The 16,395-nt window shown below is 44.3% G+C and carries 17 protein-coding genes; 7 read left to right on the forward strand and 10 right to left on the reverse strand.

From position 1 onward, the window contains the following. Positions 1-382 precede the first annotated feature (382 nt). Both JHD45_RS05700 and JHD45_RS05705 read left to right on the forward strand, forming a co-directional pair. Positions 383-1,294 carry a hypothetical protein gene (locus JHD45_RS05700; RefSeq protein ID WP_233407609.1) on the forward strand — a complete coding sequence of 304 codons (912 nt, stop codon included), beginning with the start codon at positions 383-385 and terminating at the stop codon, positions 1,292-1,294. Between the two features lie 57 nt (positions 1,295-1,351). After that, positions 1,352-2,212 carry a PA4780 family RIO1-like protein kinase gene (locus JHD45_RS05705; protein WP_199475546.1) on the forward strand — a complete coding sequence of 287 codons (861 nt, stop codon included), beginning with the start codon at positions 1,352-1,354 and terminating at the stop codon, positions 2,210-2,212. 35 nt (positions 2,213-2,247) lie between these two features. Here the strand turns inward: JHD45_RS05705 and JHD45_RS05710 are convergent, their stop codons facing one another. Beyond that, entirely contained in the window at positions 2,248-2,787 is a 540-nt protein-coding gene (locus JHD45_RS05710) for a TetR/AcrR family transcriptional regulator (RefSeq protein WP_199475547.1), read from the reverse strand. A 154-nt stretch (positions 2,788-2,941) separates the two neighbouring features. Between JHD45_RS05710 and JHD45_RS05715 the strand changes: the two genes are divergently transcribed. Further along, positions 2,942-3,436: an HPP family protein gene (locus tag JHD45_RS05715; RefSeq protein ID WP_199475548.1), complete on the forward strand. Its 495-nt coding sequence runs from the start codon at positions 2,942-2,944 to the stop codon at positions 3,434-3,436. 99 nt (positions 3,437-3,535) lie between these two features. Here JHD45_RS05715 and JHD45_RS05720 read toward each other — a convergent pair whose 3' ends face one another. Then, positions 3,536-4,102 carry a DJ-1/PfpI family protein gene (locus JHD45_RS05720; protein WP_199475549.1) on the reverse strand — a complete coding sequence of 189 codons (567 nt, stop codon included), beginning with the start codon at positions 4,100-4,102 and terminating at the stop codon, positions 3,536-3,538. Positions 4,103-4,425: 323 nt separating this feature from the next. Here JHD45_RS05720 and JHD45_RS05725 point away from each other — a divergent pair, with 323 nt between their 5' ends. Continuing rightward, entirely contained in the window at positions 4,426-5,097 is a 672-nt protein-coding gene (locus tag JHD45_RS05725) for a 7-cyano-7-deazaguanine/7-aminomethyl-7-deazaguanine transporter (RefSeq protein WP_199475550.1), read from the forward strand. Here the strand turns inward: JHD45_RS05725 and JHD45_RS22415 are convergent. After that, on the reverse strand, positions 5,094-5,225 hold the full coding sequence (locus JHD45_RS22415; RefSeq protein WP_267905951.1) for a hypothetical protein: 132 nt from the start codon (positions 5,223-5,225) through the stop codon (positions 5,094-5,096). The genes JHD45_RS05725 and JHD45_RS22415 overlap by 4 nt on opposite strands. 585 nt (positions 5,226-5,810) lie before the next feature. Here JHD45_RS22415 and JHD45_RS05730 point away from each other — a divergent pair. Continuing rightward, complete coding sequence (locus JHD45_RS05730) at positions 5,811-6,581, forward strand: DUF481 domain-containing protein (protein WP_199475551.1); 771 nt, start codon at positions 5,811-5,813, stop codon at positions 6,579-6,581. Between the two features lie 29 nt (positions 6,582-6,610). Then, the gene (locus tag JHD45_RS05735) at positions 6,611-7,375 is read left to right on the forward strand and encodes a DUF481 domain-containing protein (protein ID WP_199475552.1); all 765 of its coding nucleotides are present in this window, start codon (positions 6,611-6,613) and stop codon (positions 7,373-7,375) included. A 39-nt stretch (positions 7,376-7,414) separates the two neighbouring features. Here the strand turns inward: JHD45_RS05735 and JHD45_RS05740 are convergent, their stop codons facing one another. Then, positions 7,415-8,317 carry a LysR family transcriptional regulator gene (locus JHD45_RS05740; RefSeq protein ID WP_199475553.1) on the reverse strand — a complete coding sequence of 301 codons (903 nt, stop codon included), beginning with the start codon at positions 8,315-8,317 and terminating at the stop codon, positions 7,415-7,417. Between the two features lie 92 nt (positions 8,318-8,409). On the opposite strand from JHD45_RS05740, the gene JHD45_RS05745 reads away from it, so the two are divergent. Further along, positions 8,410-9,360, forward strand: a complete 951-nt coding sequence (locus JHD45_RS05745; RefSeq protein WP_199475554.1) for a DMT family transporter — start codon at positions 8,410-8,412, stop codon at positions 9,358-9,360. 86 nt (positions 9,361-9,446) lie between these two features. Here the strand turns inward: JHD45_RS05745 and JHD45_RS05750 are convergent, their stop codons facing one another. The 6 genes from JHD45_RS05750 to JHD45_RS05775 all read right to left on the reverse strand — a co-directional run bounded on the left by JHD45_RS05750 (position 9,447) and on the right by JHD45_RS05775 (position 16,335). After that, complete coding sequence (locus tag JHD45_RS05750) at positions 9,447-10,844, reverse strand: alkaline phosphatase family protein (RefSeq protein WP_199475555.1); 1,398 nt, start codon at positions 10,842-10,844, stop codon at positions 9,447-9,449. Then, positions 10,834-11,355 carry an iron transporter gene (locus JHD45_RS05755; protein WP_199475556.1) on the reverse strand — a complete coding sequence of 174 codons (522 nt, stop codon included), beginning with the start codon at positions 11,353-11,355 and terminating at the stop codon, positions 10,834-10,836. Before JHD45_RS05755 ends, JHD45_RS05750 begins: the two co-directional genes overlap by 11 nt. Continuing rightward, on the reverse strand, positions 11,352-11,858 hold the full coding sequence (locus JHD45_RS05760; protein WP_199475557.1) for an iron transporter: 507 nt from the start codon (positions 11,856-11,858) through the stop codon (positions 11,352-11,354). Before JHD45_RS05760 ends, JHD45_RS05755 begins: the two co-directional genes overlap by 4 nt. Positions 11,859-11,870: 12 nt before the next feature. Further along, a complete protein-coding gene (locus tag JHD45_RS05765; protein WP_199475558.1) occupies positions 11,871-13,280 on the reverse strand; it encodes a 4Fe-4S binding protein in 1,410 nt (469 codons plus the stop codon). A gap of 121 nt (positions 13,281-13,401) precedes the next feature. Beyond that, on the reverse strand, positions 13,402-14,895 hold the full coding sequence (locus JHD45_RS05770) for an alkaline phosphatase family protein (RefSeq protein ID WP_199475559.1): 1,494 nt from the start codon (positions 14,893-14,895) through the stop codon (positions 13,402-13,404). Between the two features lie 261 nt (positions 14,896-15,156). Further along, positions 15,157-16,335, reverse strand: a complete 1,179-nt coding sequence (locus JHD45_RS05775) for an esterase-like activity of phytase family protein (protein ID WP_199475560.1) — start codon at positions 16,333-16,335, stop codon at positions 15,157-15,159. Positions 16,336-16,395 lie beyond the last annotated feature (60 nt).

Raw genomic sequence — 16,395 nt, forward strand, 5'->3', positions numbered from 1 at the left:
GCAAAAACCACCCCAACTTAAGAAAACAAATATAGAGATAAGCAATTTGCAAATTCTATTACCCAACGACTTGTTCCTTCCCTCTGTCCAACGTTATCTAACTGCGTGGTTATTTACCAATTACCTCACCAACCAATCACAACTATTCCGAAAAGTTGAATATCAATGCCTAAAACAACAAAAAATTCTTATTCATTTGTTTTGTAAGGTTTTTTAAGAAAAAGCCATTTTCGAACAAAAATAACATTAGAAAAAAATGTAAATTATTACTGACAATAAACTAACAATTTATGGACAAACTACGAAAATACACGTTAAATTTACATAAAATACTACGCAGTAGTTTCGCACCAATAATGTGCATTTTAACGGGAAATTTAAGATGATGTTGATTGGAGATAACACAGGGTCGCTTGAAGCGGCATCGGACCGAGAGTGTGAGTTTTATATTCAGTATTTGACGAGCCATGCTAAAAGTGTCTCGTTACGAAACTTGCGAGCAAGCTCGAAAGAAGAGCGCATGGAAAGGATCAATGAAGAAATTCAATTATTGATCCGTAAAAATCGTGCTCCTAAAGATGTGATCTATCAAATGCAGGCCGCTTTTGAAGCGACCCAAGTGTCATCCGGTGACTTCAAATGGGTGGACAAAAGAAATGACCGCATGATGATATGGATGTGGCATTTTTTAAAACGTCAAACAGAGTCAGCCCCCAGCACTCTTGTCTTTCTTAATGAAGAGGAAGAAGCCCACTTTACGCTACTGTCTCCCTACCCTTTTAAAACCGAACGCAACACGCACTCCGAACGCTTCGCTGATATCATGGCGGCTTTTCACTACTCCGAGGCGGAGCCCGAACAACAACAAGCCTTAATTGGTCTTTTAAGAGAGCAATGGCAAACCGTCTTGCTGGATAAGAGCGTTGTCGACTGGCTCGAAGAAGAGAATCTCCTTCAATGGAAATGGGCATGGAAATACCTTGAAAATATTACTCAACGCCCATTAAAAAAAGCATGGGAACCTATCGACGATCAGCAATTGTATATGGCGATTATTGCCACCTTTGACTTAGCCGATAACCCTGATAGAAAGGCCTTACTGGTCGATAAAATGAAAAAAGCCTGGAGCCAAAAGAAATTTCGCGAAAAAACTAATGGAAAAAAACCTTATAGTATTAGTATGACGTTGAGCACAAAACAACAACTTGACGTGATTGCGAAAGAAAAAGGCCTTAAAATCAATGATACCATCGAAGAATTGATTAAAAAGGAATATGCTAAACGAAGTGTTTAGAACGATGTTTCGTTTCTGTTATTTCTTCTCTACGCTAATCCCTGCATAAGGAGCAGCATGAAAATCCCGAAAAGAATCCAACCACTTATTGAAGATGGTTTGATTGACGAAGTACTGAGTCAATTAATGAGCGGCAAAGAGGCAACCGTGTATGTGGTTCGCTGTGGCTCAGATATTCGCTGTGCAAAGGTCTATAAAGACGCAGGTAAGCGCAGTTTTAAACAAGCAGTGCAATATCGTGAAGGGCGAAAGGTGCGCAATACTCGACGTGCTCGCGCCATGGAAAAAGGTTCTAAATATGGCCGAGAAGAACAGGAAAGCCTCTGGCACAATGCCGAAGTAGATGCTCTCTACAAGTTGGCAGAAGCAGGCGTGCGAGTCCCTCAGCCTTATGGTTGCTTTGATGGTGTGTTGCTAATGGAGCTCATTACCGACGAAGACGGAGGTGTCGCTCCGCGCCTTAATGACGTAACCATGTCGGCAGAGCAGGCCAGAGAAGATTTTCAGGTCATCATTCGCGATATTGTCAGAATGTTATGCGCAGGTTTGGTCCATGGCGATTTATCTGAATTCAATGTTCTGGTTGATGAGGATGGTCCTGTGATTATTGATCTGCCGCAAGCCGTTGACGCTGTGGCAAACAATCATGCCGAATGGATGCTAGAACGGGATGTTAACAATATGCGTAACTATTACGCAATGTTTGCCCCCGAACTGCTAGAAACTCAATACGCAAAAGAAATTTGGGCCATTTACGAGGAGGGCAAATTAACACCCGATACTGAGCTAACAGGACTCTTTGTTGAGCCTGAAAGTGAAGCGGATGTGGACTCAGTGTTGTTAGAGATCAAAGAAGCTTTTGCCGAAGAACAAGCTCGACTTGCTCGCATGAACCGGTCAGATCAAGACGATAACTAGTCGCTTCTTCGACTCAATGGGTACAGATTATCCAATTAGGCTAAGAGGGAAGCAGCCATTAGTTTTGCCCTCTTAGCCGCCTCAAGGTCACCTGCTACATAGGCCTGAGCAATCGCCCCTTCTTTTAACAAACTGATACTTTGTGCCAATTCTGCAGACCGTCTAGGCACATTGGCTTGAATAAAAGTCGTCAGATTTTGCTTATGCTTTTGGCAAATCGTGTTGACGGCATGATCCGAAAACTCCCCATTAGCTTTGACAAAAAAACAGCCCTTAAAAGGCAATAGCTCGGCCACTTTATCGTGAAACCAATCATCTAACGCATCAAACAAGGCCAAAATAGCAGCATTACCTTCCCCAGCTTGCATCATTCGTGATGTGAGCCAATCAGTGAAAATCTGATCTCGATAGACCAATACCGCTTCTACCAATGCGTCTTTACTTGAAAAATGATGATAGAGGGTTTTTTTCGCTACACCGGTTTCCGACAGAATGCGATTAATCCCCACCGCGTGAATGCCATGTTTATAAAAAAGCTCGAACGCGGTGTGTATCAATAAATCGGGTTTCGACATGCCATGCTCCGCTTCTAGAAAGCTACTTTTTAGAGACCATTTATAGAAATTACTTTTTATTGATGACCATATTGACACAAGTAGACCAATCTGTCTATTCTAAAAAGAGACAAATCGGTCTACCTTTAAACCTAGATAAACAGTGAGCGACAGCATGCCGACTATTTTTTTGAAACGTTTTTATCAGACTCGTCTATTCACCATTGGGCTTGCGGGAATAGGCGCTATGTTGTGTATCCTAACGATTTCCACAGGCGCTCAGTTGATGCCAAACTACCTTGGTATCATGGCACCATTTGGAGCGACTATGGTGATTTTATTCGCGCTGCCGAAAAGCCCGTTAGCTCAACCTAAAAACATTATCGGTGGTTATCTTATAACAACCCTGATTGGTTTAATCGCACTGCATTTTTGGGGCGTGACGCCCATGAGTATGGCGGTCAGTGTTGGGCTCGGCGTGTCTTTGATGATGTTAACCAATACATTGCATCCACCAGCCGGAGCCAATCCGTTGTTAGTCTTATCGATCCATGCGCCTTGGGGATTTTTGCTCACACCAGTGCTGTCTGGATGCTTACTGATTATTCTCTTTGGCTGGATTTACCATAATGTCATCTCCCGCCAAGGCTACCGATTTATGACGAAATGATTTTTCTCAAGCTCTTTGCAAGCAGTCAAAACAAAAATGGGAAGCCAATCTCAGCTTCCCATTTATCTTTAATAACAATAGTTCATTCGCTCTAGCAAACTAGTTCAATAACGCCATAAATTGCGCCAACCAAGCCGGATGAGCAGGCCACGCAGGTGCCGTGACAAGATTGCCACTGGTGACCGCTTGATCCACGGGAATATCGGCGTATTCACCACCTGCTTGCTCAACTTCGGGGCGACAGGCTGGATAAGCTGAACATTTTTTGTCTTTCAATACTCCCGCAGCACTCAAAATTTGCGCACCATGACAAACGGCAGCAACGGGCTTATTGGCAGTGAAGAAGTGACGAACCATGTCCAACACCGCTGGATTTAGCCGTAAATATTCCGGTGCTCGACCGCCAGGAATGACCAACGCGTCGTAGCTTTCCACTTGAATAGCATCGAAATCAGCATTCAAAGCAAAATGGTGCCCCGGTTTTTCGGTGTAGGTTTGATCCCCTTCAAAATCGTGAATGGCAGTCTTTACCGTCTCGCCACTTTTTTTATCTGGACATACAGCATGCACAGTATGACCTACAGCCTGTAGGGTCTGAAACGGCACCATGGTTTCATAATCTTCTGTGAAATCACCAGTAATCATTAATATTTTTTTACTTGTCATGACTGTCTCCTTATCTTCCATTAGAGGTTATCTCCAATGGTATGGATAACGATAAACCTGTCGATATCAAGTGAAAAGCCATTCGTTTCACTTTCTCTGCGTTATTATTAAATGGCGTTAACATTAACAAAAAAATCTCATTGCCTCTTTTTTAACCAGATGTTTAATGTATAATCTCGCCCCCGCGTCACATGCTTCTATGTGACGCGGCACATAGAAAATATAATACTGTCCACCTAACCTGTAATAGGTAATAGGACACATTTGATTTGGGTTCCCTCACCCCAAACTGACGCTAAACGAATTTAAAAAAAAGGTCTGATATGAGCACTTTCACAGCAGCACAACAAACCAAAGCACTGCGCTACTTAGTAGCATTTCATATACTTATCATTGCATCGAGTAATTACTTGGTTCAAATCCCCTTCACTATTTGGGGGATCCATACCACCTGGGGGGCGTTTACCTTTCCATTTATTTTCTTGGCGACAGACTTAACGGTACGTATTTTAGGGGCACCTTTAGCACGCAAAACAATATTTTTAGTAATGATTCCGTCCCTGATCATTTCCTATGTGCTATCGGTTTTGTTTGCCCAAGGTCAATTTCAAGGCTTGACCTCCCTCACCACTTTAAGTTGGTTTGTTGCCCGCATTGCTATCGCCAGTTTAATGGCTTATTTGCTTGGGCAAATACTCGATGTACAGGTCTTTAATCGTTTACGCCAAATGAAACAATGGTGGATTGCACCAACGGCATCGACACTCTTTGGTAATGGTTTAGATACTCTTGCCTTCTTTGGCATCGCTTTTTACATGAGTCCAGATGCCTTTATGGCGCAACATTGGCCTGAAATAGCGCTAGCGGATTACGGCTTCAAACTCATTATTAGTTTAGGGCTATTCGTGCCTATGTATGGAGTTTTGTTGAATATTTTGGTGAAGAAAATTACCGAGATAAAACCAGATTTCCAATTAGCCACCGCCAGAGTTTAATCTGCCGTTAACTTAATAAACGTTTGATACGGGCCACCAAAGATCCCCAAAACGATCTCGGTGGCAAAGGCCCAGACCAAACTCTCATTGGTAATAATCGGCTTCCATAAGGTGGTGGGGGTTGTCATTGGTTTTTAATTTGTTTCCCCTGCCTCTGTGAAAAAAAGTATGAACTCCAAGAGGTAATTATTAATAACATGAATGTTATCATCGTAAAGCACCTTACTAATTGGCGAAGCGCCTTTCAGATCGATGTTTCTAACTCCATAGTGAAAGTATAAAGAGATTTCGATCCGAAAAATTATGATTTTCAAGGTATTTTTCAGCCAGTATTTTCCTGTTTTTTCATTCTCTGAAAATACCTAAGCTGTTGTTTTAATTCCGGATGAGATCCATTTAAGCAAAAAACCCATCACTCACTCAACACTTCTCAACATTAGTATTTTATTGACTATAATTTATGCAACCCTCTCATTCTAATTATATAAAAGGTTATATAAATAGACAAAAAAGTGTTTTCTCTTGTCAACAACGTCAAGTTTTAAACTAGTTTAAAAGGCGAATATGAAAACTTGAGTAAAAGACGTAAGTTTTCGTTTAGATAACCAAATCACCGCTGGATATATGTTAGCGTTAGTTTAACCGTTAGATTATTAATTAAAGGAGACAGAGTCACTGCTGTGAAACAAATCGTGTGTTAGGACTCGGCGACAATGAAAAAGTTTTATCCAAAAATAACATGCAGTTTGTTGACTCTAGTCTTGCTTGCGGTGCCCAACGTCAATGCACAAGATGACGGTGATTATTCGTCTAATGAAACGGGATTATGGCAAGGCTCAGTCGAGTTTGGGGTAAGAAAAACGACCGGAAATAGCAATATCAGTGGCTTCAATGGCAAGCTTAACCTTGTCCAAAACCTCACGTATTGGCGAAACACTTATATTTTCCAGTCTAACTACGCAACGGCCAACGATTCGACCACAGCAGAACAGTACCGAGGCTCCATACAAAGCGATTATAAGTTTACTAATAATGAATTCTTATTTGTAAAAGGAGAAGCCGAAAAAGACCGTTTTTCTGGTTATCGCTATAAAAGTAGTGTCTCGACGGGCTATGGAAATCGGCTATGGCAAGGCGCAGACGGCTCTTATTTCGAAGCGTCGGCGGGGATCGGCTATCAACGTGAACAACTGATACAGCCGCAAGCAAACAGCAGCGACTTTGATAATGGTTTGACGACTAATTTTTCGGCCAAGCTGGAAAAGTATGTCTCGGACACCACCACATTCAAACAAAATCTGAGTACACAAATTGATATGGAATATGGCAGCAATGAAATCGAATCCGTTACCTCATTACAAACCGATATCATCAGCGATATCGCAATGAAGATGTCTTATCGTGTGACCTATGATTCGCAAGTCCCAGTCGACAAAGCGCATACCAACACGGAAACATCCATTACTTTTTTATACTCTTTTTAAGACATAAGTAGACTATTAGGGACAGATCTATGCCTTTAAAACACTCACTTTTAACTCTCGCTTTGCTCAGCGCTCCCTTGGTTTTTGCGGCCGATACGGACAACACATCAAGCGCTCCCCCTAAAACAGAGCCTTGGAAAACCAGTGTGGAACTTGGTTTTCTGATGGACTCAGGGAATACCAACAGCACAAACTTTAATACAAAAATCAATGCCACTCAGGACCTGCTTCATTGGCGTAACAATTACTCATTAGCCTCTCAGTATACCCGCTCAGATGATCAGAAAACGGCGGAAAATTATAATGGTTCAATCGAGGGTAACTACAAATTTAATGATTCAGAGTTTTGGTACATTCGGGGAGATTACAAAAAGGACTTATTTTCTGGGTACGACTTCCAAAGCAATGTTGCAACCGGTTATGGCGATCGTTTTTGGCAAACACAAGATGGCTCCTATCTAGAAGCCTCCGCGGGTGTGGGTTATCGTTACAATAAATTAGCCGAAGGGGCCACCACAACTGACATTGGCGCGGCTCAGACACCCATTATTCGCTTTGCCTTAACAGGACAAAAGCAGCTATCGGCGAGCGCGGTGTTCATCCAGACATTGGATTCCAGTATTGGTACAAAAGATGGCTCCTCTATATCGAAATCTGTCTCTTCACTGCAAGCCAATATTCGTAACGATTTGGCGATGAAGCTATCTTACAGTGCGGAATACTCATCTACCGTGCCCACCGGCAAAGAACATACGGATACGGAAACCTCTGTGACCTTGCTCTACTCTTTTTAAAACACCTTTGCCTGGCTCACACTCGCTTTAGGAATTCTGTCAGCCTAAAGCGGACTCGCTGAAGGCGGCAGCCATGTAATTAATAAATAATCGAACCCTTAAAGGCATGTTCTTTCTATCTCGATAGAGCATGCTTAGGCGTCTGGGTTGACTGCCCCAATTCGGTAATAATTGCACCAGAAGCCCTGATTTGATCATTGGCTTAGCACTGTAGTCAGGTATATAACCAATTCCTAACCCTGATTGAACCACTGGGAACAAAGCCCGCAAGTCATCGGTTTCGAAACGTACATTACTCCCTGGCGCAAAGTTGTAATGGGCATGGTTCTTTTTACATACCAATTCCCACTGCCTCATTGGGTAGCATAAGACAATCGGATAATCGGCGAGCTGAGCGGGTTTGGTTATTTTCGACGTATCCAACGAGGGGCTTGCACAGACGATAAATTGGATGTCTGTCAGCGATTTGGCAATCCAATTATCCTCATTAACGTCGCCAACACGAAAGGCAACATCAATCCCTTCTGCTTCGATATCAATCAAATAATTAGATAGCTTCATCTCCAACTGGATATCTGGGTAATCCTGCATAAAACCACTGATCTGGTCACTTAATAGCTCAGCCATCACATTTATAGGACCGGCAATACGGATTCGCCCTCTGGCTTCATGCTTGTCCTTGTGAAGATCGCTCGCCACCTCAACCAACGACTCAAATAAACCATGGGAACGTGCAAAATACTTCTGCCCTGTCTGCGTCAAGGTCACTTTATGGGCATCTCGGTTCAGCAAACGTATCGACAGATCCTGCTCTAATTTAGAGATACGACGGCTTAACGTAGAAAGTGGTATGTCTAACGCAAGGGCGGCGGCTTTAAAGCTGCCGTATTGGGCAACCGCACAAAAACATCGTAGATCGTCGAGCGAATAATTAAGTTTCATTTTTGGAATATTAGTTCTTTATTTTACTTATGGTTTTCAATTTTAGAATCTATACACTAACGAGTATTCCCTCATTTTACTAGAGAAAGATCATGACACTACCTTCATATACTAGAGCCGTTTTACTGCTTATTCTCTGTACTTTTTTTTGGGGAAGCAGTTTTCCTGTCGGTAAACACATTCTGACAGAAGTCCATGCCTACTCCATGGTGCTATGGCGTTTTGTCATCGCAGCCCTTTGTCTTCTCATTTATGTCAAGGTCGCACGGATTGCTTGGCCGAAACATTTGGCCACTCAACAATGGCTCTACGTTGTCATTGTCAGCATCATCGGTGTTGGAGGGTTAAACTTGGCGTTATTTTCGGGGCTAACCTATACCTCTTCCACCGATGGCGCTCTAATCATGGCGTTAAGCCCACTCTTTACGTCGCTTATTGCCTCCTTGTTCCATCGAACCATCCCTAGTATGGGCCAATTTATTAGCCTTGCCATCAGCTTATTGGGGGTACTGTTAGTCATCACCAATGGTCATTTGTCGCTCCTGCTTGGCCTACAGATCAACTATGGGGATAAATTGATTTTTTGCGGTATGTTAGCCTGGAGTTTATATACGTTTCTCACGCAAGGGATCAGCAAATGGATGCCGTTAATCCCTTATACTCTGGTTGGTATGATCTCTGGCGCCAGTGTCATTGGTTTGGTTTGTCTTTTTTCTCCCAATATCCACCCATGGCATGAAGTCATTCACAGTTCCAGCAGTGTTTTTTATGGGGTCATGTACATTGGCATATTCGCCACAGTAGCGGGCTATCTATTATGGATCAACGGCGTGAAGCAGTTAGGCTCAGCGAAGGCTTCATTATTTTTCAACTTTGTCCCCGTGTTTGCCGTCCTGGTGTCGTTCCTATTTGGTCAACCTGTCACATTGTTGCAAGTGATTGGCATGGTTGTAGTGATCTTTGGCCTTGTATTGCCCAACCTATGGACATCACTGACATTCAAAACAAAGAAAGCTTATCCAGCCTGTAAAGTGACAAAGTAAGCCCCATCAAGTAATGCCATATAAAAGGGCGCACACCAAAGGTTTGCGCCCTGCTTTTCAAAAGTTTTTGTTTTGCTGCCTTCTGCCTAAGACGTTGTCTTTTGCTGATGGAAAGCGAACATATCATCAAGCGAGTGAGCATAATAGTCGGCCGTGTGCTTGCCAAGACGCCCTAGTTGCCAGTTGTCTTCAATAAAGCGCAGCACCGACCCTTGATCCAACATCTTATGCTCCACATAGTTATGTTTTGCCAAAGGAGACACAATTAAAAAGGGTAAGCGTGGCCCGTAACCCAAGCCGATCATACCTTTGGGTGCCTTCGGTGGCGTAATATGATCATACCAACCATCTGAATTATTCCAAACCAACATCACCGCCGTATTTGCCCATTGAGGGCTCTTCTGTAATCGGCTCATGAGGGTTTGTAGGAAGGTTTGTTCATCCAAAGGCGACGAGCTGCCCACATGACCATTTTGACCCGTTTTGGGGATGACAAAACTCACTGATGGTAACTGCTGGTTGCGAATTGCCTTCCAAAATAAAGACAAGTCATATTGATGATTTGCTTGGTCACTCAAACCAATAGTCTTATCGGATAACGGCGGCAAATGATGAGGATTGGACGTTGATTTGAAATATTGAAAGGGTTCATTGCTTGGTATGTAGTCTGGCTCAATAGAACCTTGCTGATTCAAAGAACGAGAAGCCATCACTGCACGGCCTGACACATGAGACGTTGGTGCAAAGCCTCCCACAAACGCCCCCCAGCTCACCTTATGTTGATTCAGCAAGTCGCCAATGTTGGCCCGTGTCAAATGCACTAAACCTCGCCCTGAGCTGCCATCATCATAGAGAGGGTAATTATTACCGATCAGATCATCATGGTAGTCCACACCTGGCACTCTTTTCGGTAAGACGCCTTTGGTTCCTCCGGCGATTTCATTAATCAGACCCGAAGCCGTCGAGGAATAATCACTGGCAAAAAAATGATCGGCTAAGGCGTAGTGCTGAGCATACTCCCACAAGGCGTGAACCGTATTACCATCGTAATAGCCCATAACAGATTGCGGGAAACAACCATCATCATTGATACTGTTACTTGGCGCTTCGCTGTCCAACCAAACAAACATGTTGTTTTGACCATGATTGTAAGAGGCTTTTTGCGCCAAAGGCCCATATCCTAAATCACAGGTTGGCTCCGCAGGTGCTAAGCGAAAAGGGTTGGTCAAGTTAGGGTTCTGCGTCATAACTTGTTTCGTAAAACCCGCCACTTTTGGCGTATCCGCCTTTGCATGAAACGCCACTTCACCTGGTTTGTTTTCCGCAATGGGATAGCGTCCAAAATAGCGATCAAAACTTTCATCTTGAAGCATTACCACAACCACATGTTTCACTGGGGTAGTTGGCACCTGTTGAATCGGTGCACTGTGTGCGATGGCACTCAATAAACCGATTGATAAGGAGAAAATATGTCTAATAGCCACCGTTTTTTCCTGTTCCAAAAAAGTCGAATTGATAATGACGTACAAACGGTTTCCACCAAGGAAACACGCCGGGCCCTGCGTTCTTAGCGAGGAACAACCCATTAGCTGGTGGTGGGGAGTATTCGTTTGTCACAAAGTAGTGCCCAGGTCCATCCAGCTTTATATTACGGCCATAATGGGTGCCACCTTGCGCCACCATGGGCAAATAATCCGCTTCATAATGCCAGTTACTATTGGCTTTAGTCAGAATAAAATGAATCTTTAGCCCAGGAATCCAATCTGTTGCCGGAAAACCCTGTGGATTACCTGGTAGAGCATGTACATCGGTTTCCAAGTGTATGTCGGCGTGCTTGGGAGAACCCGCCATTTTCGGCGACATGATAATCCCTTGGATATAGCTGGCTCCCACTTTCATACCATTGATACCGACATCGGGGCCGAAGACCACATCCAATGCCCACACTCGCACACTTAAACAAAGGCACAAAGCCAGCAAACAATATCGCATCATGACGTTGCTCCTTTATGTATCTTACCCTGTGAATCCAGAGAGAAGGAGTAAGTTAAATCAAATGGTTTCCACCAAGGCGCTACACCGGTTGCTTTATCGATATGACGATAAAAGCCATTTGCCCTAGGGGATTGATAATGCACCGTCCACTGATATTGACCCGCCCCATCCAGTACAGTGGCTTGACCATACTCAGGGCCGGTTTGTGTGAGACGCATCGGCGCAATGAAAGATTGGTGCCAAGAGGTTCCCACCTTCTTCACCTCAAACGTCACCTTACAAAAAGGGATAAAATCGTTGGTAATATACCCATTGGGATTATATGCATTGGCCTTAGAACGGCTCCACAAAACCAGTTTCTTGCCTTCTAAACGCACGCCACTGGAAAGATTCATTCCATCTTTATCCATTGAAGCCAGCGTCGTATTCACCACCTCTTCAGCCTGTGCCGTGACACTTATCAGACACACACTCAATAACCCACAAAACACACTATATCGCATAATCTGATCCATTTAATGAAACAGTAAAGTTGGAAAAATACTCCAAAGGGTGGCAACAGACAGTAATGCACACCCGATCAAGAGCAAACCGTTTAATAGTATTCGACGCGCCAAACTCACATTCTGCGCCGCTGTCCAGCGCCATGCGCTCACCCCATTGAACAGCAGCGCCATAACCAACAAACCCAGCTCCAAAAGCATCACATTATTGCCAACCGCCTGTTTTAGAGTGGCGAATAACGTACTGCCTAGACCGAGCAAAATGCATAGCATCGCCATCGGCGCAAACTGATAGCCAAAGGCCGCCATGCGCTGGCTCCGGCGAATCTGGTTAGCATGAAAAGCATAACTGGCCAGCCAAGAGCACAATAGCAAAGGCACTGCCAATAAAAGCGCAAAGCCCAACATGAATCCGCTGATCGAAAAGAAGTCGAGCCACAGGTAATGCTGATTCAAGGCCGCATTTTGATTCATTAACCAGCTAGGCCCAGCTTGCAACCAGCCATACCAGTGCTGAGATAGGGCAAATTGGCCCAGAGCTTGTCGAAAAGACACATACAGCGGGGTCTGAGCCCATACAAATCCGGCCACCGCCAACCCTGGCGCAAGCCAAATAAACCAAAGTTCAGACAAGCAAGGGGCGTGACGATCAATCTCAATGATTTCTGTACCAAGCTGGCGTATCTGAACGGTCAAGCCGCCTTTAGACTCCGGGTTCACACATCGAGCACACTTAATACAGTGACGGGCGGTTTGTTTGGTCGCCAGATCAATACTGGTTGGGCATAAGCCGTTATCACGATACCCTTCGCTAATGCGAGAAGTCTGATCCTTTGCATGTTTACGAACCAGATTGACCACTCCTAAGCGGGAAAATACCCCAAGAATGGAACCAATAGGGCACAAGTGGCGACACCAAACACGCCGACCTTGTTTGTGTTCACTGCCAAATAACAAGCCGCATCCGACTGCCAGCGCAAAAATAAGCGCAAACAGCAACAGAGCGGCTCGTAAATCGTCGCGAACATCTAAGGTTTGCGCCCAAATCGTTACCCAAATAAAGCTCATGGCGGTCGTCATTGGATGCTTGATAAAACGAGGGATGGGAAAGCGGGCACCAATATGGCTGAACCACTCACTCATGGCGCCCAGTGGACACAAGATGCCACACCACAAACGCCCCACCAGCAATACCGACAATAACGTGCCCGGATACCATATCGCCCACAACACCCATTCACTAAAAAGCTGACCATTATTCCAGGGTGTTTGCCAGTGATATTGGGGAACGGCTCCAAACAAGGGGAGGACAAGCAAACAAACTAGCCCAATCAGCATAAACACTTGCCAGTAAAGACTGCGACGGCCAAGCCGAACTAGGCCTTTGTCTAGCCAACGCCCTAGACGCGCTTTTTGAGTCATCCTCATGGTCACCCTCACAATTTAACCCAGTAAAACCGTTAAATCGTCTTATCAACAAAAAAACGAAACGAGTGTATGACTCGTTTCGTCCGTTCAACTCCTCCTTGAGACAATGCTTATTTTAAGAAGAAACTACTTCACCTGTTTTAGGGTTAAGCATCAGAGCGTGGGCTCTGTGACCATGACCAAAGTACAACATGTGATCCAAGGTGCCCGAATGAGCGTCCATAGAATGACCTGCTCGGCCCAGTCTCCAGTTGTCTTCGATAAAGCGCATAATCGAACTTTGATCCGTCACACTATGATCAACAAAGTTTTGTTTGGCGTAAGGAGAGATCACCAATAAAGGTAAGCGCGGACCATAACCATGGCGGCCTGTTACATTAGCAAAGTGGTTTTTTGGCGGCATGACATGGTCGTAGTAACCATCGGAATCGTCATAAGCAATCACGATTAAGGTGTCTTTCCAAGTAGGCAGTTTTTCAAGACGGTTAATCGTCTTAACCAAGAAACGCTGCTCATCTAATGGGTTTGAGTAACCAGCATGACCGTCTTCAATGCCCTTCGCTTTCAAGAAAGCCACCGCTGGAAGATGACCTGAATCCGCCGCTTTCCAGAAAGTTTTCAAGCTGTACTGGTGGTTCGCTTGATCCGTTTTACCCACCATTGCAATGCTTGAAGGTGGTAAGTGGTGAGGGTTAGCTGTGGATTGAAAGTATTGGAACGGTTCATGGTGAGGAATGTAATCCCCTTTCACACCACCGAATTCATTGGTACTTTTCGCGCCACACACAGCAAAGCCATTTTGGTAACTGGTTGGATCAAAACCGCCTTCGAACCAGCCCCAAGTGACGTGTTTCTTATTTAACAAATCACCAATATTTTTCCCCGTCAATACCACGCGTCTGTGAGGATCCACCGCATTTAAGTTCGTCTCAAATTTTTTCGCATCGGCGGCATCTTTATAAGCACAATCGTCTAGGCGAGGGTTATCATCGCTCACGAGATTGCCCCCTTCTACACCGGGCGTCGCCTTCTCGATCACAGGACCTGTGCGACCCGCTGCTAGGTTTAATGCCCCTGGGCTGGATGGACCAAAGATGGTGCCGTAAGAGTTATCGCTCATCGCAAAGTGTTGCGCATAATTCCACAACGCTGTCACGCTATTACCATCGTAATATCCCATCACCTGACGCTGACCAACTTTGGAATATTTGTCCCCGGTTTTTTCATAAAACTGGTTCATCAAACCACCGTTGTAAGCATCTTGTTCCGCTTCATAACCGTGGTCTTGGTCAAATGGCTCTTGGTTGCGTGGCAGCAAGAATGGATTAAGCGCGTTAGGATTATGTGTCAGCAACTGTTCCGTTAAGGTGTTCACCGCAGGCGTGTTGGCTTTAGCATGGAAAGCGGGCTCCCCTTTTGGGTTGGTCGCATGGGGGTAAGTACCAAAGTAGTGATCAAAAGACACGTTTTCTTGGAAAATCACGACAACGTGTTTAATCGGTGTTTTTGTATGATGAGACATACTGGACGCATGGGCCACAGTAGATAAACACAAAGGCAGAGCGAGTGCAGTACACGCACTTAACAGCGATGGTTTGAGCAAACTCATTGGACGACCCTCTGATAGGCATTGATGGATTATATGTACTAGAGTAAGTAGAAATGCTTACTTGGGGGTGAGACTAGAGTGGATAAATGACAGTATCATGTCATAAATGTGACCTAGCGCCAGCTTACAGATAACTTACTATTACCCGCAAAAACCATGACGCTAGGCCTATTTATATACACTTTGTAAATGATTCTTATGTTTTTTTGACTATTATCCTTCAATCACTAAGTGACTTTCCTAGGAAAAAGATCGTCTGTTTTAATCCTTTTTATACACCACTTTAAAAGCTAATAATTGCGTCACTTCCGATGCATTGAAATTATTATCGGATATAAGAACCAGTGTTCGTTGACCATTCGCTAATTTGGGCCCCCATGTGATACCTTCGATGTTATCGAGTTTCGGTAGACGCTTGTCATCATTCAAATTCAGCAACAAGTGTTTTTTCATCGGCAGATATTGTCCTGGTACCAAGGTTTGCACCCCAATAACGTTAGTCGCGTTATCAATATCCGCCTGATAGATACGAATATAATCATGATAGTGCCCTGCGGCATCCTGAATGCCTGCACGCTCCACAACTAATAACTGTTGACTGTTCAACGCCAAAATTTCTGACACGCCATTGTCGGCGTGTTTACCTGCTCCTGGCTTCGCTGGCAGTGGATCAATCGGGTATACGTACTCACCGATAACATCCCCTAACTCATCATAACGAATTACTCGGGAATACGCGCCTTTCGTCAAAGAAGGCAATGCGCCATCTTGCTTTAAAGGAGCTTCCATTGCGGCAAAGTACATTTTTCCATTGGGAGTAAAGCTACTGCCTTCTAGAGCAAAATTATCGCGAAAGCCCACTTGGTTATTGTTCGGGTCATAGCGGTAGGCTTGTGGAATGGGTAAATCATCAAAGTAATGACCATCCATAAACGCATCGCGGATAAAAGGGCTCATCCCTAGAGCACGATCCCCTTCACTGGTATAACGAAAACCCGTTGTGAAGGGATTAAAACGAATAGACTCAAAATCCGGCACCATTCCCTTATGATCTTTTTCATAGGTTTCCTTACTCGGATAAAGGGTGTCATCAGGCTGATAAAGGGAAATCATCTTGGTTAAGGTCATCGGGCCGACTTTATCTTTGGTAACCGACATACTCCCCAAATACGCACGTGCTGGCCCTTTACTGGCTCTGTCATCGCTGATCATCAACCATTGTTTGCGATCCGCACTGTAATCAATCCCTGACAAACCACCGACTAAGACATGATCAAATTTTGTATCATTTGGAATAATGTATTCCCCAATGTAATCCAGTCGAGAGATGGGGAAGTTAGACGAATTGTCATCCAGTATAGAGTCAGTATTAGAAGCAGCCTCTGCAGTGAGTGACATGCAACTTAGCAGCAAACACGCCACTATATGTGATTGTTTCATTTGTACTCCTTTCACTCTTACTCTTATAGGTGTTTCTCATTCTCAATAATGTGTACTTGC

It is taken from the genome of Marinomonas spartinae (assembly GCF_016461715.1).
GTDB lineage: Bacteria > Pseudomonadota > Gammaproteobacteria > Pseudomonadales > Marinomonadaceae > Marinomonas > Marinomonas spartinae_A.